General features: G+C 72.4%; 23 protein-coding genes and 1 tRNA gene. 13 read left to right on the forward strand and 11 right to left on the reverse strand.

What is annotated here, in order from left to right:
* The first annotated feature begins 62 nt into the window (after positions 1-62).
* Positions 63-713 (forward strand): putative DNA-mimic protein, encoded by a 651-nt coding sequence (locus ABT041_RS01390; RefSeq protein ID WP_351177083.1) that lies wholly within the window; start codon positions 63-65, stop codon positions 711-713.
* A 26-nt stretch (positions 714-739) separates the two neighbouring features.
* Here ABT041_RS01390 and ABT041_RS01395 read toward each other — a convergent pair whose 3' ends face one another.
* A complete protein-coding gene (locus ABT041_RS01395; RefSeq protein ID WP_351177648.1) occupies positions 740-1,444 on the reverse strand; it encodes an SLATT domain-containing protein in 705 nt (234 codons plus the stop codon).
* A 323-nt stretch (positions 1,445-1,767) separates the two neighbouring features.
* Between ABT041_RS01395 and ABT041_RS01400 the strand changes: the two genes are divergently transcribed.
* The 3 genes from ABT041_RS01400 (at position 1,768) to ABT041_RS01410 (ending at position 3,485) form a co-directional block, all read left to right on the forward strand.
* A complete protein-coding gene (locus ABT041_RS01400) occupies positions 1,768-2,103 on the forward strand; it encodes a YbaB/EbfC family nucleoid-associated protein (RefSeq protein WP_086825272.1) in 336 nt (111 codons plus the stop codon).
* A 66-nt stretch (positions 2,104-2,169) separates the two neighbouring features.
* Complete coding sequence (gene recR, locus ABT041_RS01405) at positions 2,170-2,769, forward strand: recombination mediator RecR (protein WP_030747474.1); 600 nt, start codon at positions 2,170-2,172, stop codon at positions 2,767-2,769.
* 47 nt (positions 2,770-2,816) lie between these two features.
* Entirely contained in the window at positions 2,817-3,485 is a 669-nt protein-coding gene (locus ABT041_RS01410) for a DUF5063 domain-containing protein (RefSeq protein WP_351177086.1), read from the forward strand.
* Between the two features lie 49 nt (positions 3,486-3,534).
* Here the strand turns inward: ABT041_RS01410 and ABT041_RS01415 are convergent, their stop codons facing one another.
* The gene (locus ABT041_RS01415) at positions 3,535-3,933 is read right to left on the reverse strand and encodes a hypothetical protein (RefSeq protein WP_351177089.1); all 399 of its coding nucleotides are present in this window, start codon (positions 3,931-3,933) and stop codon (positions 3,535-3,537) included.
* 207 nt (positions 3,934-4,140) lie between these two features.
* Between ABT041_RS01415 and ABT041_RS01420 the strand changes: the two genes are divergently transcribed.
* The 4 genes from ABT041_RS01420 (at position 4,141) to ABT041_RS01435 (ending at position 8,697) form a co-directional block, all read left to right on the forward strand.
* The gene (locus ABT041_RS01420; RefSeq protein WP_351177091.1) at positions 4,141-5,412 is read left to right on the forward strand and encodes an aspartate kinase; all 1,272 of its coding nucleotides are present in this window, start codon (positions 4,141-4,143) and stop codon (positions 5,410-5,412) included.
* Positions 5,409-6,476 (forward strand): aspartate-semialdehyde dehydrogenase, encoded by a 1,068-nt coding sequence (locus tag ABT041_RS01425; RefSeq protein ID WP_351177094.1) that lies wholly within the window; start codon positions 5,409-5,411, stop codon positions 6,474-6,476. The genes ABT041_RS01420 and ABT041_RS01425 overlap by 4 nt, the downstream gene beginning before the upstream one ends.
* Positions 6,477-6,727: 251 nt before the next feature.
* On the forward strand, positions 6,728-7,459 hold the full coding sequence (locus ABT041_RS01430) for a SigE family RNA polymerase sigma factor (protein ID WP_351177097.1): 732 nt from the start codon (positions 6,728-6,730) through the stop codon (positions 7,457-7,459).
* Positions 7,456-8,697, forward strand: coding sequence for a hypothetical protein (locus ABT041_RS01435; protein ID WP_351177100.1), 1,242 nt, complete (start codon positions 7,456-7,458; stop codon positions 8,695-8,697). The genes ABT041_RS01430 and ABT041_RS01435 overlap by 4 nt, the downstream gene beginning before the upstream one ends.
* A 218-nt stretch (positions 8,698-8,915) precedes the next feature.
* Here the strand turns inward: ABT041_RS01435 and ABT041_RS01440 are convergent, their stop codons facing one another.
* Positions 8,916-9,656, reverse strand: a complete 741-nt coding sequence (locus tag ABT041_RS01440) for an SURF1 family protein (protein WP_351177103.1) — start codon at positions 9,654-9,656, stop codon at positions 8,916-8,918.
* A 24-nt stretch (positions 9,657-9,680) separates the two neighbouring features.
* Complete coding sequence (locus ABT041_RS01445; protein ID WP_502976322.1) at positions 9,681-11,507, reverse strand: S9 family peptidase; 1,827 nt, start codon at positions 11,505-11,507, stop codon at positions 9,681-9,683.
* Positions 11,508-11,569: 62 nt separating this feature from the next.
* On the opposite strand from ABT041_RS01445, the gene ABT041_RS01450 reads away from it, so the two are divergent.
* Complete coding sequence (locus ABT041_RS01450; protein WP_351177109.1) at positions 11,570-12,400, forward strand: class I SAM-dependent methyltransferase; 831 nt, start codon at positions 11,570-11,572, stop codon at positions 12,398-12,400.
* Positions 12,401-12,474: 74 nt separating this feature from the next.
* Here ABT041_RS01450 and ABT041_RS01455 read toward each other — a convergent pair whose 3' ends face one another.
* Both ABT041_RS01455 and ABT041_RS01460 read right to left on the reverse strand, forming a co-directional pair.
* Positions 12,475-12,762, reverse strand: coding sequence for a DUF6191 domain-containing protein (locus tag ABT041_RS01455; protein ID WP_351177112.1), 288 nt, complete (start codon positions 12,760-12,762; stop codon positions 12,475-12,477).
* A gap of 32 nt (positions 12,763-12,794) precedes the next feature.
* The gene (locus ABT041_RS01460; RefSeq protein WP_351177115.1) at positions 12,795-13,826 is read right to left on the reverse strand and encodes an Lrp/AsnC family transcriptional regulator; all 1,032 of its coding nucleotides are present in this window, start codon (positions 13,824-13,826) and stop codon (positions 12,795-12,797) included.
* Between the two features lie 119 nt (positions 13,827-13,945).
* Between ABT041_RS01460 and ABT041_RS01465 the strand changes: the two genes are divergently transcribed.
* Both ABT041_RS01465 and ABT041_RS01470 read left to right on the forward strand, forming a co-directional pair.
* Positions 13,946-15,382: a tetratricopeptide repeat protein gene (locus ABT041_RS01465; protein WP_351177118.1), complete on the forward strand. Its 1,437-nt coding sequence runs from the start codon at positions 13,946-13,948 to the stop codon at positions 15,380-15,382.
* 69 nt (positions 15,383-15,451) lie between these two features.
* Positions 15,452-16,459, forward strand: coding sequence for a YdcF family protein (locus tag ABT041_RS01470; protein ID WP_351177121.1), 1,008 nt, complete (start codon positions 15,452-15,454; stop codon positions 16,457-16,459).
* 32 nt (positions 16,460-16,491) lie between these two features.
* On the opposite strand, the gene ABT041_RS01475 is transcribed toward ABT041_RS01470, so the two are convergent.
* Positions 16,492-18,330 (reverse strand): alkyl/aryl-sulfatase, encoded by a 1,839-nt coding sequence (locus ABT041_RS01475; RefSeq protein WP_351177124.1) that lies wholly within the window; start codon positions 18,328-18,330, stop codon positions 16,492-16,494.
* A 171-nt stretch (positions 18,331-18,501) separates the two neighbouring features.
* On the opposite strand from ABT041_RS01475, the gene ABT041_RS01480 reads away from it, so the two are divergent.
* Positions 18,502-18,783 (forward strand): hypothetical protein, encoded by a 282-nt coding sequence (locus ABT041_RS01480; protein WP_351177128.1) that lies wholly within the window; start codon positions 18,502-18,504, stop codon positions 18,781-18,783.
* Positions 18,784-18,797: 14 nt separating this feature from the next.
* Here ABT041_RS01480 and ABT041_RS01485 read toward each other — a convergent pair whose 3' ends face one another.
* The gene (locus ABT041_RS01485) at positions 18,798-19,910 is read right to left on the reverse strand and encodes a serine/threonine-protein kinase (protein ID WP_351177131.1); all 1,113 of its coding nucleotides are present in this window, start codon (positions 19,908-19,910) and stop codon (positions 18,798-18,800) included.
* 210 nt (positions 19,911-20,120) lie between these two features.
* Between ABT041_RS01485 and ABT041_RS01490 the strand changes: the two genes are divergently transcribed.
* Entirely contained in the window at positions 20,121-20,999 is an 879-nt protein-coding gene (locus tag ABT041_RS01490; protein ID WP_351177134.1) for a glycosyltransferase family 2 protein, read from the forward strand.
* Between the two features lie 128 nt (positions 21,000-21,127).
* Here ABT041_RS01490 and ABT041_RS01495 read toward each other — a convergent pair.
* The 3 genes from ABT041_RS01495 to ABT041_RS01505 form a co-directional block, all read right to left on the reverse strand.
* Positions 21,128-21,201 (reverse strand) — tRNA-Pro (locus ABT041_RS01495).
* A 38-nt stretch (positions 21,202-21,239) separates the two neighbouring features.
* Positions 21,240-21,977 (reverse strand): Pr6Pr family membrane protein, encoded by a 738-nt coding sequence (locus ABT041_RS01500; RefSeq protein WP_351177137.1) that lies wholly within the window; start codon positions 21,975-21,977, stop codon positions 21,240-21,242.
* A 17-nt stretch (positions 21,978-21,994) separates the two neighbouring features.
* Positions 21,995-22,933 (reverse strand): metallophosphoesterase, encoded by a 939-nt coding sequence (locus ABT041_RS01505; protein ID WP_351177139.1) that lies wholly within the window; start codon positions 22,931-22,933, stop codon positions 21,995-21,997.
* Position 22,934: the final 1 nt, after the last annotated feature.

Consider the following 22,934-nt stretch of genomic DNA (forward strand, 5'->3'; position numbering starts at 1 on the left):
GGCGTCGTCGGTCCCGCCGACTACCCTGGCCGTCCCTGCAACTGACGGAGAGCGAGCCTCCCTTGGCCTGTGACCTGTGGCTGGTCCCCCTCGTCGACGTGCTGTGCCACAGCCCCGACAATCCCTTCGCCGAAGAGATAGCCGCCTACGACGCCGTGCTGAGCGCCTCGGGCCTGCCGACCGTGCCCGTCTACGCGTACATGCCGGGGCTCTCCGGTGACGTCGCCCCGGTCGCCGGTTTCGACTACGAGGCCCTGCACTTCCTGCGCCGCGCCTACCTGCTGCAGATGTGCGGGCTGCCGGTCGAGCCGGTCGGCGAGCTCGGCGGGGACTACGAGCAGCTCCTGGAGATGTTCGAGGCGACCGCCCAGGAGTCCCACCTGGTCTGGCACTACGACCACGCGGGCGCGTACGTGCCGGTGGACTTCCCGGTGCCGCTCGCCAGTGACGAGCTCCTGGAGGGCGGCGGGCCGCTCGGCTCCTCGTACGGGCTGCTGCGGGAGCTGGAGTTCGTGGCGCCCTCGATCGGCATCGACCCGGCGAACCCGCCGGCGGCCCCGGAGCCGCCGGACCGGCCCACCACGCTGGAGGAGCCGGCCGCGGCCGTGCCGTACGACGACCACCCCTTCGCCCGCGAGCGGCACGTGTGGCTGGGGCTGCACGCCGCGGCGACCCGGAGCCTCGCCCAGGGCTCGATGATCATCCTGAGCTGATCGGCCTAGTGCCGGAGGCCCGCTGCTCAGCGGGCCTCCGGAGGCCGCTGGCGCGGCATGTTCGGCCGGGTGCCCGGCGGCAGCGGGAAGCGGCCCGAGGGGTGCGAGCTCTCCGACCTGGCGGGGACCACACCGACCGACTGGAGCGCCAGCGGCGCCGGGCCCGAGCGGAACTCGACCATCCAGTCCGCGGTCTCCGCGCGTACGAGCTCCGTCACGTCCTCCGAGAAGCGGCGCAGCACGCCCAGACATCGCTCGGCGGCCTCGCTGGCCGTGCCCTCCGTGGGGCCCAGGACCTCCCGGACGCTCTCGGAGGCCCAGTCGAACTGGAGCGCCTGCAGCCGGCGCTGCACGGCCTGGGCGGTCGCCACGTCCCTTATCCAGCCGGACGTCAGGCCGAAGTACCGGTCGCAGGCCAGGCAGGCGGCGCCGAGCAGCAGCGAGAGATAGCCCCAGCCGGCGGTGCCCGCGGCGACCCCGGTGAGGTCGAGCAGCGGGAGCGCGGCGCCCGCGATCACCCCGGCGGCCGTGCCGATCCGCAGGATCCGGGCGGCGCGGCGCTTCCAGACGCGGTCGGAGAGGTACCACTCGGCCGTGCGCAGGGCGTTCGACTCGACCCAGCGGTACAGCTCGTCAAGCCGCTCGGCCGGCTCACCCCAGTCGCCCAGGGGGAACGGCGTACCGGTCAGATCGCGAGTGACGTCTCCCCCGGGGGGCCCCGGCGGCTGCATCTCCGGCTGCTGGCTCACCGGGGGACTCCTCTGTTCAGCTCAGCGCTCGTGTCCTTCTGTGACGTGCGGTGCACGTGGTGCCTGCCCTTCCTACCGCCGAATGGTGGGCGATGGGCCCGGAATCCCGGGATTTCCGCCCGCAAGAGGGTCTTGATCAGGTAGAGAGGCCCGCAGTTTCTCACTCGAAAGAGTTGCGTCGGCACCCCGGTCGGGGAGCACGTAGGCTCGGCATACCGACGTTCGGAAGACCGGGACGTCCGGAGGACCAGGACCGTCCCGATCGACCGGCAGGACGTTCCGACGAGCAGCAGGAGTGAGTGACCGTGATCCCCGGTGGTGGCCAGCCCAACATGCAGCAGCTCCTCCAGCAGGCCCAGAAGATGCAGCAGGACCTCGCCCGGGCGCAGGCGGAACTCGCCGCGACGGAGGTCGACGGCCAGGCGGGCGGCGGTCTCGTCAAGGCGACCGTCACCGGCTCCGGCGAGCTGCGCGGCCTGGTGATCGACCCGAAGGCGGTCGACCCGGAGGACACCGAGACCCTCGCCGACCTGATCGTCGCGGCCGTCCAGGCCGCCAACGACAACGCGCAGCAGCTCCAGCAGGCCAAGCTCGGTCCGCTGGCCCAGGGCATGGGCGGGATGCCGGGCCTGGGTTTCTGAAGCCCTTCTAACGTTCGCTTCCAGCCACTACCGTAAGAATCAAGCACTCCCCAGAAGGGCGTTCCGTTGTACGAAGGCGTGGTTCAGGACCTCATCGACGAACTGGGCAGGCTGCCCGGCGTCGGTCCCAAGAGCGCGCAGCGGATCGCCTTCCACGTCCTCCAGGCGGAGCCCACGGACGTCCGCCGTCTCGCGCACGCGCTCCTGGAGGTCAAGGAGAAGGTCCGGTTCTGCGCGGTCTGCGGGAACGTGGCGCAGCAGGAGCAGTGCAACATCTGCCGCGACCCGCGCCGCGACCTGACCGTCATCTGCGTGGTCGAGGAGCCCAAGGACGTCGTCGCGATCGAGCGGACCCGAGAGTTCCGGGGGCGGTACCACGTCCTCGGCGGCGCGATCAGCCCGATCGAGGGCGTCGGCCCGGACGACCTGCGCATCCGCGAGCTGCTCGCGCGGCTCGCGGACGGCACGGTCACCGAGCTGATCCTCGCGACCGACCCGAACCTGGAGGGCGAGGCCACCGCGACGTACCTGGCGCGGATGATCAAGCCCATGGGGCTCAAGGTGACCCGGCTCGCGAGCGGCCTCCCGGTCGGCGGCGACCTGGAGTACGCCGACGAGGTGACCCTCGGCCGTGCCTTCGAGGGGCGGAGGCTGCTAGATGTATGACGACAGGGCCGGTGCGCTCTCCTGCGCGCTCTCAGGGAGGCTGCTCGATGTCTGATCCCACACTGCACTCCGTCACGCAGGACCCGGACGACTTCGCGGTCCAGATCGCCGACTCGATCGAGAGCTTCATCGTCGCGACCACCGAGGTCGCCAAGGGCGACGAGCCGGACAGCGCCGTGCCCTTCCTGCTCCTGGAGATCTCCCAGCTGCTCCTGGCGGGCGGCCGGCTCGGCGCGCACGAGGACATCGTCCCGGACGAGCGGTACGAGCCGGACACGGGCCCGGAGCCGGACGTCGACGACCTGCGCGAGCGGTTCGCGGTGATGCTGGACCCGGTCGACGTCTTCTCCGAGGTCTTCGACCCGTACGAGCCGCGCAAGGCCCCGGTCCCGGCCCGGATCTCCGACAACCTCGCCGACATCGTCACCGACCTGCGCCACGGCCTCGCCCACTACCGCGCGGGCCGCACCAGCGAGGCGCTGTGGTGGTGGCAGTTCTCGTACTTCTCCAACTGGGGCCCGACCGCCTCGGCCACCCTGCGCGCCCTCCAGTCCCTCGTCGCCCACGTCCGCCTCGACCAGCCGCTCGCCGAGCTGGACGGCCTCGACACGGACGAGGACCTCACCGAGGACGACCTCGCCGAGGAGGCGGGCCGCGTGATGCTGGAGGAGATCGCGACGCCGCTGGGCCTGCGCGGCCGCCGCCTCACGAAGTGAGCTTCCGGGGGCCCGGGCCTCAGGAGGCGAGCTTCAGGGGGCCTGGGCCTCAGGAGGCGAGCTTCAGAAGGGCGCTGAGGTCCTTCTCGTACGTGAACTCGCGCAGCAGCGTCCCCCAGCCGCCGTCGGGGGCGCGCCGCCACACGAAGGTGTAGAGCACGGGCAGGCCGTCCTTCACCCGGCGCATGACGATCGAGCCGTACGTGTCGTACGTGCTGGTCGTGAGGAACGTCGCGTCGTCGACGGACTCCCCGACGCTCACGCCCCGCTCCCTCAGGGCGCGGAACCGGCCCATGAACATGTCCTTCGTGAGCGTCACCGTCCGGCCCTCCTCGTCGCAGCGGACGTTCTCGAAGGCGGGGTCGTACATAGCGTCCAGTGCCTCGACGTCCATCGCGAGGCCGGCGCCCAGGTAGGCGCGCATCCGGTCCACCAGGGTCTCGTCCATGATCGGCTCCTCTGTTCGGTGCTCTCCGTGGTCCCACCGTGGCGGGGCGTACCGACAGATCGCCGACCGATCACCGACAGACATGTGTGTGATCACTTACTGAGCGACCCGTCTCACCATCCGATATCACGGTGGCGTTTTCGGGTCCCTCGATAGACTGAGCCGATCGCAGCGCCGGCTGCGGCACAGACTGAGCGAGGAGCGCACGTGGGCCTTGTCGTGCAGAAGTACGGAGGCTCCTCCGTTGCCGATGCCGAAGGCATCAAGCGCGTCGCCAAGCGGATCGTGGACGCCAAGAAGAACGGCCACCAGGTGGTCGTCGTGGTTTCCGCGATGGGCGACACGACGGACGAGTTGATCGATCTCGCCGAGCAGGTATCCCCGATCCCTGCCGGGCGTGAGTTCGACATGCTGCTGACCGCCGGAGAGCGGATCTCCATGGCCCTGCTGGCCATGGCGATCAAAAACCTGGGCCACGAGGCCCAGTCGTTCACGGGCAGCCAGGCCGGTGTCATCACCGACTCGGTCCACAACAAAGCGCGCATCATCGATGTCACGCCGGGCCGGATCCGCACCGCCCTCGACGAGGGCAACATCGCCATCGTCGCCGGCTTCCAGGGTGTGTCCCAGGACAAGAAGGACATCACCACGCTGGGCCGCGGCGGCTCGGACACGACCGCCGTCGCGCTCGCCGCGGCGCTCGACGCCGAGGTCTGCGAGATCTACACCGACGTCGACGGCGTGTTCACGGCCGACCCGCGCGTCGTGAAGAAGGCGAAGAAGATCGACTGGATCTCCTTCGAGGACATGCTGGAGCTCGCCGCCTCCGGCTCCAAGGTGCTGCTGCACCGCTGCGTCGAGTACGCGCGCCGCTACAACATCCCGATCCACGTCCGCTCGTCCTTCTCGGGCCTGCAGGGCACCTGGGTCAGCAACGAACCGCAAGGAGCCCAGAAGGTGGAGCAGGCCATCATCTCGGGTGTCGCCCACGACACCTCCGAGGCGAAGATCACCGTCGTCGGCGTGCCGGACAAGCCGGGCGAGGCCGCGGCCATCTTCCGCGCCGTCGCGGACGCCGAGATCAACATCGACATGATCGTGCAGAACGTGTCCGCGGCCTCCACGGGCCTCACGGACATCTCCTTCACCCTCCCCAAGGCCGAGGGCCGCAAGGCCATCGACGAGCTGGAGAAGGCGAAGACCGCTATCGGCTTCGACTCGCTGCGCTACGACGACCAGATCGGCAAGATCTCCCTGGTCGGCGCGGGCATGAAGACGAACCCGGGCGTCACCGCCGACTTCTTCAAGGCGCTGTCCGACGCCGGAGTGAACATCGAGCTGATCTCGACCTCCGAGATCCGCATCTCGGTCGTCACCCGCGCCGACGACGTCAACGAGGCCGTGCGCGCCGTCCACACCGCCTTCGGTCTGGACAGCGACTCGGACGAGGCCGTCGTCTACGGAGGCACCGGCCGATGACCCCGAAGCCGACGCTCGCGGTCGTGGGAGCGACCGGGGCGGTCGGCTCGGTGATGCTCCAGATGCTCACGCACCACGCGGACGTCTGGGGCGAGATCCGCCTCGTCTCCTCCCCCCGCTCGGCCGGCTCCAAGGCCTCCGTGCGCGGGGAGGAGTGCGAGATCCTCGCGCTCGGCGAGGACGTCTTCGACGGCGTCGACCTGGCGCTCTTCCTGGTGCCGGAGGACGTCGCCGCCCGCTGGGCGCCGGTCGCCGTCTCCAAGGGCGCCGTCGTCGTGGACACCTCCGCCGCCTTCCGGGCCGACCCGGACGTGCCGCTCGTCGTCCCCGAACTCAACGTGCACGCCGCCCGCGTACGCCCCCGGGGCATCGTCGCCGGGCCCGGCTCCACCACCCTCGCGCTGATCGTCGCCGTGGGCTCCCTGCATGCCGAGTTCGGCCTCGCCGAGCTGGTCGTCACCGCCCAGCAGGCCGCCAGCGGCGCCGGAGCGGGACAGGCAGGGGTCGACGCGCTCCGCGCCCAGCTCGGCCTCGTCGCCGGCGGCGGCGACCTGGGCACCCAGCCCGGAGACGTACGGCGGGCCGTCGGCGAGAACACCGGGCCCTTCCCCGGCCCCCTCGCGCTCAACGTGCTGCCCTGGTCGGGCACGCCCGGCGCCGACGGAGCCTCCTCCGAGGAGGAGCACGTCCGCGACGAGACCCGCCGCATCCTGGGCCTGCCCGGGCTCCGGATCGCCGCCACCTGCGTCCGCGTCCCCGTCGTCACCGGGCACTCCGTCTCCGTGCACGCCCGCTTCGAACACCCCGTCCCGGTCGACCGCGCCCACGAGGTCCTGGCGACCTCGCCCGGCGTCGTGCTCTACGACGACCCGGCCGCCGGAGACTTCCCCACCCCCGCCGACGTCGTCGGCACCGACCCCGCCTGGGTCGGCCGGGTCAGGCGCTCCCTCGACGACGAGCGCGCGCTCGACCTCTTCGTCTGCGCCGACAACCTCCGCAAGGGAGCGGCCCTGAACGCCCTCCAGATCGCGGAATCGCTCGTCGCGGATTTGTGGGATCTGTGAACGACCTGTGAGCAAAAAGGCGTCAGATACCTCTTGAACTGCGGCGATGCCGTGGTCGACGATGCACTTTCCCCGTACTGCAACCAGAGTTGGGCGGGGCGCGTCTCTGCGTGCACCCACGACCTGTGGCGCGGGACACGCTCAAAACGGGGCATCGGGGGAGAACGGTTACGCATGAGGACGAAGAACTCGCCGCAGAAAAGGGTGGCGTACGCGTACAACCCTGTCGGGGGGAAGCGTGTCCAACAGGCGTGGCAGAGGTACTCGACATCGCGACCATCGCCCCGCTGCGCGGCGGAGGCACGGCGGTGCTCCCCGTGCGGAGCAGCGCCGTCGTACCCGTACGCGGCTCCGCGGTGCGTCCGCTCAGACGCCCGCGCGCGCTCGGCGGCATGCCGGTGATCGCCCCCGTGCCGACCGGATCCCGCACCGGCGCCGTGGACGGCATCCCCTCGCCTCGTAAGAGCGCCGAGGCCGCCGCCGCGGCCGCCGGCACCACCGTCGACCACCTGACCGAGACCTACCGCGCCCACTACCGGTCGCTGCTCGGTCTCGCCGCGCTGCTCCTCGACGACACGGCCTCCTGCGAGGACGTCGTCCAGGAGGCCTTCATCCGCGTCCACTCGGCGCGCAAGCGGGTCCGCGAGCCCGAGAAGACGCTCGCCTACCTGCGCCAGACCGTGGTGAACCTCTCCCGGTCCGCCCTGCGCCGCCGCATCCTCGGCCTGAAGCTGCTCTCCAAGCCGATGCCGGACATGGCCAGCGCGGAGGAGGGGGCGTACGAGCAGCTGGAGCGCGAGGACCTGATCAAGGCCATGCGCGGCCTCCAGCGGCGCCAGCGCGAGGTGCTCGCCCTGCGGTACTTCTCCGACATGACCGAGGTCCAGGTCGCCGAGACGCTCGGAATATCCCTGGGCTCGGTGAAGGCGTACGGTTCGCGGGGCATCGCGGCGCTGCGCGTCGCGATGGGAGCGACGACATGAGCAAGGCACCCGGCGGGGACGGCGTGGCCCACGAGAACCGTGACGGCGACGACGTCCCCGAGAGGCATGCCGCCGAGACGGACGGCGGCCCCCCCGAGACCCCTGACGCCCAGGATGTACGTGACGAGCTGAGTGGACAGCGCATGGTGAAGATCGAGCCCGGACCCGGCGAGGGCGACGACGAACTCGCGGTGCGGAAGCTGTTCCAGGACGCCGTCGGCGGCCTGGAGCCCTCGCTCGGCTCGCTGGAGCACCTGCGCCGGGCCGTCCCCGCGCGGCGCGCCCGCAAGCGGCAGGCCGTCGTCGGCGCCGCGGCCGCCGCCGTCCTCATCGGCACGGCCGTCCCCGCCTTCGTCCACGTCGCCGCCTCGGGCGGCCTCACCGCCGACAACCCCGTGAACGCGGGCCACGGCGAGCAGGCCCAGGGCGGCACCGGCTCCGCGAGCGGCACGGAGGGCGGCAAGAGCTCCCACGGCCCCGCGACCAGCGTCTCACCGAGCCCCGGCGGCCCCTCGGGTGGTCCGCAGCGCCCGGGCTCCGCCGCCGGCGGCAACGGCCCGAAGCAGTCCCAGGGCGCCGTCCCCGACGGCACCCCCCGGTGCACCGCCGGCCAGCTCGGCGTCAGCGGGTCGGGCGCCGACGGCCCCGACGCCGAGGGCAAGGTCTACGGCACCTTCCGCATCGCCAACTTCTCCGACCAGGCCTGCCTGGTCGACGGCGCGGGCACCGTCGGCTTCGAGGCCCGCGGGGCGGCCGACCCCGCCCGGATCTCGGTCGTCCGGCACACCTCCGGCGACGGCAGCGGACTGCCCGACCCCTCGCAGGAGTCCTTCGCGCTCGTCCTGAAGCCGAACGGCAGCTACGAGGTGAAGTTCGTCTTCATCCCCAGCGAGACCTGCCCGACGGGCGGCGGCACCCCGACCCCGACGCCGACCACCCCGACCGAGCCGCCGCCCTCACCGGACCCGACCCCGACGCAGCCGACCCCGACGGACGACCCGACCAGTGGGGCGGGCGGCACCGAGACCGGCGGCTCCGGCACCGGACCGGGCACCGGCACGGAAGCTGGCTCGGGCGCCGGCATGGCTGCCCAGCTGCTCACCGAGGACGGCGCTCCGGCGGACGGCAGCGTCGTGGTCAGTCACACCGCGGAACCGGGCGGCGCCACGGCCTCGGCCCTCGTCACGAACGCCTGCGCCGGCACGATCTACCGCACAGGAGTCCTGGCGGGTTCCTGAGACGAGGCGGACCGGCCCTGGACGGGGCTGGGCCTGCCGGACTGGGCCCGACGGATTGGGCCTGTGGGACCGGCCCTGGACGGGCTGGGCCTGTGGGGCCGGCCCTGGATGGGCTGGGCTGCCGGACTGGGCCTTTGGGACCGGCCCTGGACGGGCTGGGCCTGCCGGACTGGGCCTGTGGCAGGGACCCGTGGGAGGGGCCCGTGGGACGGGGAGTCCTACAGGCCCAGTGCCGCGTCGCGGGAGGCCTCCGCCTCGCGGCGGACGAGGCGGAACCACATGAAGACCACGAAGCCCGCGAAGACGAACCACTCCGCCGTGTAGCCGAGGTTCTGGAAGGCCTTGGCGTCCAGGCTCGTGCCCGCCGCGGCCGCCGCCGGCACCGGCGTGAGCCCGGCGGGGGAGTCCGCGAGGGTGATCCAGGCGTCGTACACGTCGTCCGTGACCACGTTCACCAGGGACGCCGCGCTGATCATCCCGAGCTGCCCCTCCGGCAGCCCGCCCGCCGTGTGGACGCCCTTCGTGCCCGGGTTCTCCGAGGCCTGGAGCGCGCCCACCACCGTGACCTCGCCGGACGGCGGGGCGGGGGCCTTCGCGCCCGTGGGGAGCCAGCCCCGAACCACCGGCAGCGAGCGGCCGCCGTCGGTCTTGAGGAGCGTCAGGACGTACGAGCCGGTCCGCCCGTCCAGCTCGCGGTCCGGCACGAGGAACTGCTCCCCGAAACGGCCGCGCGCCTGGGCGGAACGCCCCGAGGTCTCCTTGTCCACCGGCAGCAGCGATTCCAGCGGCTCGGCCTTCAGCGAGTCCGCCGCGGGCCGCTGCTCGGCCTCCCGGTGGGAGTCGACGCGGTCCTCGAACTTGCCGAGCTGCCAGGTCCCCATGAACACGCAGAACGGGATCGCGAGGAGGACGAAGACGTTGATCCCCCACCAGCGGGGCGTTCTCAGGAACCGGTACACGCCCCCCACGGTACGCAAGCCGCCTCAGGCGCCCGCAGCCCGGGTCCCCAGGTGTCTGGCCGCGAAGTCCAGGTCCAGGGCGACCTGCTTGATCCGCTCCTCCACCACCAGCGAGCCGTGCCCCGCGTCGTACCGGTACACCTCGTGGACCGCGCCCCGGGCCGCGAGCCGGTCGATGTAGTTGTCGATCTGCCGGATCGGGCAGCGCGGGTCGTTGACGCCGGCCGACACGTGCACCGGGGCCTTCACCGCGTCCACGTACGTCAGCGGCGACGAGGCCGCGTACCGCTCGGGCACCTCCTCCGGCGAGCCGCCCAGCAGCGTCCGGTCCAGGGCCTTCAGCGCCTCCATCTCGTCCTCGTACGCCGTGACGTAGTCCGCGACGGGCACCGCCGCGAGACCCACCGCCCAGTCGTCCGGCTGCGTGCCCAGACCGAGCAGCGTCAGATACCCGCCCCAGGAGCCGCCGGAGAGGACCAGGCGCTCCGGGTCGGCGAGGCCGCTCGCCACCGCCCAGGCGCGGACCGCCGCGATGTCCTCCAGCTCGATGAGACCGACCCGGTGCTTCAGCGCGTCCGTCCACTCCCGGCCGTATCCCGTGGAGCCCCGGTAGTTGACCCGCACCACCGCGTACCCGTGGTCCACCCAGGCCGCCGGGCCCGAGGCGAAGGCGTCGCTGTCGTGCCAGGCCGGGCCGCCGTGCACCTCGAAGATCGTCGGGAAGGGCCCCTCGCCCTCCGCCGGGCGCTGCACGAGCGCGTGGACCCTGCCGCCGGGCCCCTCGACCCACACGTCCTCCACCGGCACCGACGGCGGCGCCTTCGGGCCGGGCGGGTCCAGGACCACACCGCCGGCCGTGGACCGCACCACCGGCGGCTCGGCGGCCGAGGACCACAGGTACTCCACGGAGCCGTCAGGGCGGGCCGTCGCGCTCGACACCGAACCGGCCGGGGTCTCCACCCGGACCAGGGCGCCCGTCGCGATCTCGTACCGCCACAGCTCGCTGCGGGCCTCGAAGCCGTGCACGATCAGCAGCCCCGAGCCGTCCGGGTACCACTCGGCCGACACGTCGCCCGGCAGATCGAGCCGCAGGTCGGTCTCGGTGCCCGTCGCCACGTCCCACAGCAGCGGCTCCCAGCGGCCCCGCCGCTGGTGGCCGACGAGCAGCCGGGTGTCCCCGGCCAGCGGCGCGAAGCCGAGGACGGTGAGCCCCAGCTCCTCCGTGCCGTCCTTGGTGTCGTCGAGCTCGGCCACCACGCTCGCGTCCGATGCGCGCAGCACCCGCAGCGAGGAGTGCATCGCGTCCCCGTGCTCCGTGTGCTCGATCGCGATCAGCGAGCCGTCGTACGACAGGTCGCCGACCCCAGCCGACTCCCGGTGCCGGTAGATCTCGACCGGGGCGGCGGCCCCGGGCCGTACGAGATGGACCGTCGAGCCGTCCTCGTCCGTGGAGCGGCCCACCACGAGCGTGCCCTCCCGGCCGATGGCGAGCCCCGCCGGATAGGAAGCGGCGAGCCCCGGCACGGCCGGCTCGTCCGCGCCGCCCCCGAACGGCTGGCGCATCCACACCCCGAACTCGTCCCCGTCGGTGTCCGCGAACCACCAGATCGAGGCGCCGTCCGGCGACAGGGTGCCGTCCGTCGTCCCGTTCGGCCGGTCCGTGACCTGCCGCTGCTCACCACTCGCCCGGTCCCAGGCGTACAGCTCGTACGTCCCGGTCGCGTTGGACACGAAGAGTGAGCGGTCCGGGGCCTCCTCGGCCCATTCCGGCAGGGAGACGCGGGGCGCTCGGAAGCGCTGCTCCCAGAGGGGGGTGTCGATGTGCTTGCTCTCGGTAGTCATGGCATCCATCATGCTCCGCGCCGCCGACAATCGGGTCGCGTCGTCCGCAGCCTGTGGATAACCTCGCCGACATGTACTCTCCGACCCCCGACGACTGGCTCGAGGCGAACCGCGCGAAGTGGGACGAGCGCGTCCCGATCCACGCCGCCAGCGAGTTCTACGACCTCGACGCCTTCCGCGCGGGCAAGGACGCGCTGCGGGACTTCGAGCTCGCGGAGGTCGGCGACGTGACCGGCCGCTCCCTGCTTCACCTCCAGTGCCACATCGGCCTGGACACCCTGTCCTGGGCCCGGCACGGCGCCTCGCACGTCGTCGGCCTGGACTTCTCCGAGCCGGCCGTCGAGACCGCCCGCGCGCTCGCCGCCGACCTGGGCCTCCCGCAGGAGCGGGCCGCCTTCGTCGCCGCCGACGTGTACGACGCGGCCGAGGCCGTCCCGGACAGCTCGTACGACATCGTCTACACCGGCCTCGGGGCGCTGTGCTGGCTCCCCGACATCGACCGCTGGGCGGAGACCGCGGCCTCCCTCGTCGCCCCCGGCGGCTTCCTCTACGTGGCGGAGTTCCATCCGCTGACCGACTCGCTCGACGACGAGACCGGCAGCCGGGTCGTGCACGACTACTTCGTCCGCGACCCGTGGGTGGACACGACCCCGGGGACGTACGCCGACCTCGACGCGGTCACCGTGCACAACCGCAGCGTGGAGTGGGTGCACCCGGTCGGCGAGGTCGTCACGGCGCTCGCGAAGGCGGGCCTGCGCATCGAGTTCCTGCACGAGCACGACGCCTCGCTCTTCGCGCGGTACGGAGCCCTCCAGCGGCACGAGGACGGCTACTACCGCTTCCCGGTGGATCGCGCCCGCATCCCCCTGATGTACTCGATCAAGGCGTCGCGCCCGGCCTGACCCCGGTCACCTGCGGCCGACGGCCCGCCCGTCCCGCTCACCGTTCGACGCGGATGACGGCCCGCCCGTCCCGCTCACCGCTCGACGCGGCCGACGGCCCGCCCGCCGCCGAGGTCCACCGTCGAGTGGCGCGGCGGGGCGCCGTCCTCCTCGTCGTCGCGCAGCACGAGGGCGCTCTGCCGCTCCTTGAGCTCGTTCTGCTTGCCCTGCGAAAAGGTGGCGTGCAGCTGCTCGAAGCCCGTCGAGGAGACCTGTCCGGTGCGCCTGCCGCGTCCGGTCATGCGGAGGATCTGGTCGGCGAAGGCGATCACGGTCAGCAGGATGACCAGACCGGGCAGCGTCACGAACACGGCGAACTCCATGCCCTCCATCAGAACACGCCCCCGGCGGCCTGTCAGGGGGCCGTGGAGGGCCGTATGTGGTGGGTGCGCCTGCCGTCCGCGCCGAGGACCTGCGCGCCGATCTTGTGGGTGCGCAGGGACACCGCGGTGCCCGTGATCCGCAGCGCCGGCGCCGCCCGCACGAGGGCCGCCGTCACGTCGTGGAGTTCCTCGACCGTACGGAGCCACATGGCGAGGGCCAGGTTGTGCCGCCCGGTGACCGAGGTGACCACGCGCGTCTGGCGCAGCCTGCCGAGGGAGGCCACCGACTCGGCCACGTCCAGGGGCGGTACGTCCGCCGTGACCAGCGCCCACACCGGGCGCCCCGAGAACCGCGGTGCGGGCAGACAGTGGTGGTGGCAGGCGCCGGACGCGCCGAGGGCCTCCAGCCTGCGGCGTACGGTCGACTCGCTCGTGCCGCACTGCCGGGCCAGCTCGGCGGCGCTGCGCCGGGCGTCCCCCGCCAGCTCCGCGACGATCCGCTGGTCCAGCTCCGTGACGTGCGGGTACGCGCGCGTGGTCCGGATCCGCCGTTCGGCGCCGGTGAGTTCGGCGAGGTGCTGCGCCTGCCCGGGGGTGAGCTGCTCGATCCGCGAGCGGTACGGCCGGTTGTGGAGCTGGGTGACGACCTGTGTGCGGGCCCTGAGCACCCCGGGGAGCCGCCGCACCCGGCCGGCGAGATAGCCGTCGAGGGCTTGGAGATCGGGGCAGTTGACGAGCAGGATCAGATCGGAGTCGCCGGTCACCTGGTGGACGCCGAGGGTGTACGGGTCCTCCGCGAGCTCGATCGCGGTGGTCTCGGCGTCGCCGGCGACGCACTCCAGCTCGACCCACGCGTAGAGGGTGGCTTCCGTGCCGCGGCGGGCGGTGAGCATCGAACTCCACGCGTACCCGCCGGCGGTGAGGGTCTCCCAGCGCCGGGCGAGGGTGTCGGGGCTCACGGCGAGCACGGCGGAGAGCTGGGTCCAGCTGGCGCGCGGCGCTATCTGCAGTGCGTGGATCAGCGCCAGATCCACCTCCCCGAGGACGGATTCCCTGGTATGCATGTGCCTCCTTGGTCGATCCCGGGGAAACCCTGGGCGTGGGCACGGGAAGGCCCCAGGATGTGGACCAGGGCTCATGCATTCAAGCCGCGAACCTGGCCGATTTCCATTAAATCCGTCCTATGTCACAGGAGAAGGGCGGAGAAGTGACACGGGGGCTGGACCACATGTGGACAGGAGAACCACCGGAGACCGAACGTCTGTGGGGCGAGTCGGTCGGCCTCGACCAGATCGCCGCGGCCGAGCGCGGCTACGAGAGCTGCGGCCCGGCCGAGCGGCTCCTGTGGGAGCGGCTCTCCGTCTTCGAGGGCGCCTTCGGCCGGGAGGCGGTCCGCGAGGTCTGCGCCTCCGGAACGCTGCCCGCGGGGGAGATCCAGACGGTCCTCGACCGGCTCGCGCCGCTCGCCCTCCTGCCCGTCGACGACCTCTTCGACGGCGAGGACGGTCTGCCCCGGTACTGGATGCCGCACCCGATGCGGGCCGTCGGCGCCCGCCGGCTCACCGCGCGCGGTGAGCGCTGGGCCGTCCTCCTGCACCACCGCAGGTGGTGCGTGAAGGTGGCCAGGCGGGCCGCCGACTGGTGGCAGCGGGGCCGGCAGCTCGACGCGCGGGACCTCGCGCTGCGCGAACTCCCCGACCTGGCCGCCGCCATGGACCCGACGACCGCGCCGCTCTCGCCGAACGCCGAGGCCGAGACGTCCGTCGAGATCGCCGTCTCCCTGTGGTTCCTGTGGGTGGCCTGCGGGCGGATCGCCGAGGGCCGCACCCGGCTGAGGCACGCCCTCAGCCTGCACGCCGGACCGCCGTCCGCCCGCGCCCTGTGGCTCGCGGCCTTCCTGGAGCTGGAGTCGGGCCGCCCCGAGGACGCCGACCCGCTCCTCGCCCAGGCCTGGGCGGCGGCCGTACGGGACGGCGACGAGCGATGTCTGGCGCTCCTGGCCCATCTGCGCGGCGCGACCGCCCTCTACCAGGGGCGTTCGCGCGCGGCGGCGGCCGAATTCCGGGAGGCGCTGGCCCTGATGGAGGAGCACCCGGAGTTCGGGCCGACCCGGCGGGCCTGCTGGGTCGGGCTCGCGCTCTCCCTGTGCCGCTCCGACCCGGAGGCCGCGCAGGAGGCGCTGGACCAGGGGGATCTGGACCGCGAGAGCCGGCGGGCCTGGGTGGGGCGTGACATGTTCGCCGAGGCCTGGGCGTACCACGTGCGGGCCGAACTCGGCGCCTGGGACGGGGAGCGGAAGCGGGCCGCGGAGTACGCCATGCGGGCCCTGCGCGAGCATCTGCGGCTCGGTTCCGCGGTGGGCGCGGCCTGCGCGGCGGAACTCCTGGCGCAGATGCGGGCGCTGGAGGGGAGGCACGACGAGGCGGCCCATCTCCTGGGCGCGGTCGACCTGTTGCGGACCTCGGTCTTCGACTCCTCGTACCGGCCGGCGGAGTACTGCCTGGTCACCCGGGCCCGCGGCGAGGAGGCCCTCGGGGCGCTGCTCGTCGACCCGGAGCTGCGGAGCGCGTACGAAGAGGGCGCGAGGCGCGGCCTGTTCGCGCTGGCGGGGGAGTTGTAGTACGGGGTTGTCCACAGGGCGGCGGTCGGTGGCCGGTCCGTTGTCGGTGTCGATGCCTACGATGTCGGAATGTTCGCCTTCGTCGTAGCTGCCGTTTTTCTACTGCTCTTCGGGGTCGGTGTGCGGCGCGACCGGCGCCGCTTCGGCAACGCCGTGTACCTCGGTCTCGCCGTCACCTTCCTCGGCATCGGTCTCCTCTTCGGGATCGACGAGACCCGCCCCGGGCTCGCCGAGACCCTCATGGTGCTCGTGCTGCTCGTGCTCGGTCTCGGGCCGGTCGTCCTCGCCGGGCTGCTCTGCGCGAACGGCGTGAAGATGGTCCGCAAGGAGGGCAGACGCCCGGCCAACCTGCTCGCGCTGCTCGCCGGACTCGGCATGTTCGGGGTGATGGGCCTCGCCGTGGCGACGGCCGCCACCGGCTCGTGGATCCTGGGCCTGCTCACGAGCACCACCCTGCTGGTGCTCGGCTACGTCTCGTTCCTCTTCCTCTGCTTCGTCGGCTACGCGTTCCTGTACGGCCGGATGCGGCTCCGCCGCGACGCCGACTACGTCGTGGTCCTGGGCTCCGGCCTGATCGGGGGCCGGCGGGTGCCGCCGCTGCTCGCGAGCCGTCTGGACCGGGGCAGACAGGTGTACGAGACGCTGGCGGCGCGCGACGGGGACGCGCCCGTCCTCATCACCTCGGGCGGACAGGGGCCCGACGAGGAGCTGCCGGAGTCCCACGCGATGGCGGCCTACCTGACCGACCGCGGTTTCCCTGCCGAGGCGGTCGTGCGCGAGGACCGCTCGCGCACGACCGAGGAGAACATGCTGTTCAGCAGGGAGCTGATGGAGCGGGACCGGCCGGGCTCCTCCTGCGTGATCGTCACCAACAACTTCCACGCCTTCCGGGCCGCCCTGATGGCCCGGAAGGCGGGGATCGACGGACAGGTGGTCGGCTCGCCGACCGCCGCCTACTTCTGGCCCTCGGCGACGATCCGCGAGTTCGCCGCGGTCTTCCTCCAGTACAAGGTGGTCAACCTGGGAATCTGCCTGATGCTGATCCTGCTGGGCGTCCTGGTGTGGACGGGGCGCTGAGCGCGGTCCATCGGGGCCTCCTCACAGAGGGTCTACGGAGTGACGATCGGGAAGCGGGCGTCGGGCTTCGTCACGTACGAGAAGAGGCGGGCGAGCAGGGCCGGATCGCCCTCCACCCCGATCCCGAGCTCCTGGAGGCTCTTCCCCGCGAGGAGGCCGAGCAGCTGGGCCTTGCCCAGGGTGAGGGTCAGTCCGGCGGGCGTCCGGGGCTCGGCGACCACCCGGTGGGTGAGTGCGCCGTTGTGCAGGGTGAGCCGCCGCCGCTCGCCCGCGTCCGTGGTGCCGTCCAGGAGGACCAGGTCGATCGTCAGGTCGTCGTCCCAGGCGCGCGGCCCGTCGATCGCGATGGCGACGGAGTCGATCAGCATCGGGACGGTGAGGGCCATCGCCATCTCCGGGTTGGTCGTATCGACCATCTCGCCCGTGACGCCCTGCCGGAGCTCCTGGGCGCCGCGCAGGTAGAAGTTCCGCCAGGTGGCGTTCTCGGAGCCGTACCCCAGCTCCTCGTACACCGCGGCGAGGGCCTGCTTCGCCTCCTCGTTCCCGGGATCGGCGAAGACCAGGTGGTTGAGGAGGGTGGCGGCGAAGCGCGGATCGCCGGTCTCGGCGTACCGGCGGGCCTTGGCGAGCGCCTCGGCGGGGCCGCCGGCCACGTCCACGTACCGCTGCGCGAGTTCCACGGGCGGGTGCTCCCACAGATGGGCCGGGTTGCCGTCGTACCAGCCGAGGTACCGCTGGTAGACCGCCTTGCTGTTGTGGCTGAGGGAGCCGTAGTAGCCGCGGGCGTGCCAGGCCTTCCGCAGGGCCGGCGGCAGCTCGATCCGCTCGGCGATCTCGACGCCGGTGTACCCCTCGTTGAGCAGCCGGAGGGTCTGGTCGTGCAGGTAGGCGTAGAGGTCGCGCTGCTCGGACAGGAACCGGACCACGTTGTCGTGGCCCCAGGTGGGCCAGTGGTGGGACGCGAAGCCGACGTCGTACCGCCCGTTGAAGTACTCGATCGCCTCGTCCAGGTAGTTCGCCCAGATCCGGGAGTCGCGCACGACCGCGCCGCGCAGCGTGAGCACGTTGTGCATATTGTGGGTGGCGTTCTCCGCCAGGCACAGGGCGCGGTGGTCGGGGAAGAGGAAGTTCATCTCGGACGGGGCCTCGGTGCCCGGCGTCAGCTGGAAGACGATCCGCACCCCGTCGACCGTCTCCTGCTGCCCGGTCTCCGTGATGTCCACGGTCGGCGGGATCAGGCTGATGGTGCCGGTGGAGGTGCCCTGGCCGAGGCCCACGCCGATCTGGCCGTCGGGGGCCTTCCGGAGGCCGACGCCGTACATGTAGCTCGCCCGCCGGGTCATCGCCGTGCCCGCGTACACGTTCTCGCTGACCGCGTGCTCCAGGAAGCCGGCGGGGGCGAGGATCGGGACGCCCTCCTCGGTGCCGGCCGGCAGGACGCCGCGGACCCCGCCGAAGTGGTCGCCGTGCGAGTGGGTGTAGATCACGCCGGTGACCGGCCGGTCACCCCGGTGCTCCTTGTAGAGCGCCAGGCCGGCGGCCGCCGTCTCCACCGAGATCAGCGGGTCGATGACGATCACGCCGCGCTCGCCCTCGACGAGCGTCATGTTGGAGATGTCCAGGCCGCGCACCTGGTAGATGCCCGTGGTGACCTCGTACAGGCCCTGGCGGGCGCAGAGCTGTCCCTGCCGCCACAGACTGGGGTGCGCGGTGTCCGGACAGTCGCCCTTGAGGAAGGCGTAGGCGTCGTTGTCCCAGATCACACGGCCGTCGGCGGCCGTCACCACACCGGGGACGAGCGCGCCGAGGAAGCCCCGGTCCGCGTCGTCGAAGTCGGTCGTGTCCTCGAAGGAGGGCAGGGTGTCGCTCATGTGCGAGGCGCTCCGTTCCGCGTGCGGGCGGTGATCGGCGTACCGGTCCATCTGAACACCGGGGTACTACGGCCGCACTTCGGAGCGGGCGGGACCGCCGCACCGTGCCTAGGCTGGAGGTACGCGTCCCCGACCGGCACGCGTCCCACTTCTGCGGTCCGGAGGTGGCCCATGAGGGCACGGCACCACTTCCACATCGACTACCTCGGCCACTCGGTCTCCGCGACCGTCCAGACCGGGCACACCCCGGTCGTCGAGGTCCTCGTCGACGGCAAGGAGACCGGCCACGCCACCACTCGCGCCGACCGGCCCGTGACCCTCTCGATCGAGCTGCCGACCGACCCGCCGACGCCGGTGACCGTGCGGGCGACCCCGGGACCCGGCGTACCGCGCTGCATGCTCCTCGCGGAGGCGGACGAGGAGCCGCACGTGATGGCGCCGAGACTGTACTGAGGGGCCCAGGCCGGTCAGGACAGCCAGGCCATCCCGATGATCAGGAAGACGACGAAGGCGATGGCCCCGGCCACCGCGGCCGTCTTGCGCGGCCGGCGCCGGGACAGCTCCGCGAGCGCGCCGCCGGTGCTCGGCCGGCTCTGACGCCGCGAGGCGGCGGGCGCGGGCCGGGTCGTCGGCGGCCGGTTCATCGGAGGCGGCGTCGGCGCGGGCGTGTGCACCGGCGCCGGCATGGGCATGGGCGCGGGCCCGGCGGGCCGATGGGGAGCGGCCTGCTGGTGAGGCGGCCGAGGCCGGACCGGGGCGGCCCCGGGGTAGGAGCGCCAGGCGCCGGAGGAGAACCAGTCCGAGATCGCCTGCGCCGAGGGCCGCTGCTCCGGCTGCTTGGCGAGCAGGCTCAGCAGGTACGTCTCGAAGTCGGGCGGCAGCGCGGCCCCGAGCCGGCTCGGCGGCATCGGCGCGGTGTCGATGTGCTGGTACAGCAGGGCGGTCGCGGTGTCCGCGCGGAACGGGGGTCTGCCCGTGAGCAGTTGGTAGAGGACGCAGCCGAGCGAGTACACGTCGGAGGCGGGCGACGCGGGCTGCCCGAGGGCCCGTTCGGGCGCGAGATAGAGCCCCGTGCCCACGATCTGACCCGTCGTCGTGAGCGCGGCCGAGGGGTCGTCGACGAACCGGGCGATGCCGAAGTCGGCGAGTTTGACGGTGCCTTCGGCATCGACGAGCAGGTTCCCCGGCTTGATGTCCCGGTGCACCACGCCCTGCCGGTGCGCGGCCGCGAGCCCGGCGGCGGCGTGCGCGGCGACGACCGCGACCCGCTCGGCGGGCAGGATCAGCGGATCGGACGGGTTCCCCTGAAGGCTGTCGCCCTCCACCAACTCCATGACCAGGAACAGCTTTCCGTCCCAGGTGCCGAAGTCGAAGACGCCCACCACGTGCGGGTGACTCAGCCGCGCGGCGGTCTGCGCCTCCAGGCGGAAGCGGTCACCGGCGGAGGGGTCGGTCGAGTGCGCCAGCATCAGCTTCACGGCCACCGGCCGGCCCAGGACCTCGTCGGTGGCCTGCCACACCTCGCCCATGCCGCCCCGGCCGATACACACATGAAGCCGATATCGGTCCGCGACCAGCACCTGGAGACCACCCTTTCGACGATCGATCAATCTGACGGAAGAGAACCAGCGTAGAGCCGCGCCGCGGCACCTCTCGCCGCGCTCCCCCCTCAGGGCTCCCGCGCGGTGCACGACACCCGTGGTCCGGGTGAACGGAAGGTGTCCCCGGCCGGTTAGCATCGCGGCCCGGAGCGAGTTCCGGTGAACCGTGAACAGGGAACGGAGTGGGCCGTGGCGCGACCGCGCGTAGGTGTGGCGGTACTGACGATGGGCACGCGCCCCGCCGAGCTGCGGGCGCTGCTCGACGCCGTGGCGGGCCAGGACGAGCCCGCCGCCCGGATCGTCGTCGTCGGCAACGGCACCGGGTCGCTGCCGGCCCTGCCCGAGGGCGTGACCGGCGTCGAACTCCCCGAGAACCGGGGCGTCTCGGGCGGCCGGAACGTCGCCATCGAGACGCTGCGCGCGTTCGGCGACGTGGACATCGTCGTGGACCTCGACGACGACGGCCTCCTCGTCGACAAGGACGTCTTCCGCCGCCTCGCCGACCTGTACGAGGCGGACCCGGCGCTCGGCATCGTCTCGTTCCGCATCGCCGACGAGACCGGCGAGACCCAGCGCCGGCACATCCCGCGCCTCGGGGCGAAGGACCCGCTGCGCGGCGGCGAGGTCACCACCTTCCTCGGCGGCGGCCACGGCCTGTCGATGGCGATGCTCGACCGGATCGGCGGCTGGCCGGAGGACTTCTTCTTCACCCACGAGGAGACCGACCTCGCCTGGCGGGCCCTCGACGCGGGCTGGAAGGTCCTGTACGCGCCGGAGCTCCTCCTCCAGCACCCGAAGACCAGCCCGGCCCGGCACGCCGTCTACTACCGGATGACCGCCCGCAACCGCGTCTGGCTGGCCAAGCGCAACCTGCCGGCCCTCCTCGTCCCCGTCTACCTGGGTGTCTGGACCCTGCTCACCCTGGCCCGCACCCGCTCCCTGCCGGGCCTCAAGGCCTGGTTCGCCGGCTTCGCGGAAGGCGTCCGCCACTCCTGCGGCCCCCGCGCCCCGATGCGCTGGACGACGGTCCTCCACATGACCCGCCTGGGCCGCCCGCCGGTGATCTAGACGCCGGCCCCCGGGGGCGCCGCCGGGCGCCCCCGAAGCGGGCCCGGCTCCCCTCAGAAGATTCCCCGGAAACGCCTCAGGGGCCCGACCCGCTTTCGCGGATCAGGCCCCTGAGGGTCTTGCGGCTGTCGGGGTGGCGGGATTTGAACCCACGACCTCTTCGTCCCGAACGAAGCGCGCTGCCAAGCTGCGCTACACCCCGATGTCGCTGCTGTGGTCTTCCCGTCGCGGCGACATCGCTTACTTTAGCCCACGCGCGCGCTCAGACGAAATCCGGTATTCGGAGGGCCGCGGCGCAGGTCGGATGCGGTCCAGGCCGACGATCGCGAGACCGAGGAGGTAGAAGGCCGCGCCGAGGACGACGGCGTTGGTGAGGACGCCGGCGTAGCCGTGGACCGTGACGTCGAGGAACGGGTACGTGTAGCGGGTCGGCGCGTCGGGGGAGATCAGCTCGCCGCGGACCAGGGCGAAGGCGAGGTAGAGGCCCGGGGCCGCCAGCCACTGGGCCGCGTGGCGCCACCGGAGGGCTCCCGGCGCGGTGAGCAGCAGGAAGTCGAGGGCCGTGCCGAGCGGGGTCACGGTGTGCAGGAGCTGGTTCGCGACCGCCTTCGCGCCGGTGAGCCGGGCGATCTCGGCGGCCTGGTTGAACTCGCTCGCCTCGTTGTCGAGGACCAGGTGGAAGACGAGGCCGACGACGGAGATGCAGAGCAGGACTCCGCCGGTCCACACCGCGGGCAGCGGCGGGCGACGGGTCCAGGCGCGGACGGCGCCCAGGCCGAGGACGACGGCGACCAGGATGTTGGTCCAGATGGTGAAGAAGCTCAGGACGACGAGCACGTCGCCATACACGCACTCGATGACCAGGCCCGTCGCCGCGGACGCGGCGATCAGGCCCCGGAAGGCCGCCGCCCAGGGGCGGCGGCGGTCGGGAGGTATGACGGCGGAGTCCGGCACGGCCGCGCTGGAGGGCGTGATCATGCCCCCACCGTAAGCGCTCAGGCGCGCGCCGTCAGGGTGAGCAGGGTGGCCTCGGGCGGGCAGGCGAAGCGGACCGGGGTGTACCGGTTGGTGCCGCAGCCGGCCGAGACGTGGAGGTAGGAGGTCCGCTCGGCGACCGTGTGCGTGGAGAGCCCCTTGACCCGGTCCGTGTCGAGGTCGCAGTTGGTGACGAGCGCCCCGTAGAAGGGGATGCACAGCTGCCCGCCGTGGGTGTGGCCGGCGAGGATCAGCTCGTAGCCGTCGGCCGTGAAGGAGTCGAGCGAGCGCAGGTACGGGGCGTGGACGACGCCCACCGTGAAGTCGGCCGACGTGTCGGGGCCGCCGGCGACCCGCTCGTACCGGTCCCGCTTGATGTGCGGGTCGTCCAGGCCGGTGAAGGCGAGCTCGGCCTGTGGCAGCTTGAGGCGGCCGCGGGTGTTGGTGAGGTTCACCCAGCCCGCCGCGTCGAAGGCGTCCCGCATTCCCTCCCAGGGGTTGTGGACGGCGCCGACGACCGGCTTGTTGCCGTTGAGCCCGTGCCGGCCCTGGGCCTTCTCCTTGAGGTAGCGGGCCGGGTTGCTCAGCCGGGGCCCGTAGTAGTCGTTGGAGCCGAAGACGTACACCCCGGGGAACTCCATCAGCGGCCCGAGCGCGTCGAGGAGCTCCGGCACGGCCTTGGTGTCGGAGAGGTTGTCGCCGGTGTTGACGACGAAGTCGGGGCGGAGGCCCGCGAGCGACTGCAGCCAGGCGCGCTTCTTGCGCTGGCCGCTCACCATGTGGATGTCGGAGACCTGGAGGACCCGCAGGTCGCGCATGCCGCGCGGGAGGACGGGGATGGTCACCCGGCGGAGCCGGAAGGAGCGGGCCTCGAAGCCTGCCGCGTAGACGAGTCCGGCCGCAGCCGTCGCCGTGAGGCCTGCCGTGATCTTCAGGGGGATCCCGTACCGTGCGCGCATC

Origin of the sequence: Streptomyces sp. NPDC002825, from assembly GCF_040295385.1 — a bacterium.
In the GTDB taxonomy this organism is placed as follows: Bacteria; Actinomycetota; Actinomycetes; order Streptomycetales; family Streptomycetaceae; genus Streptomyces.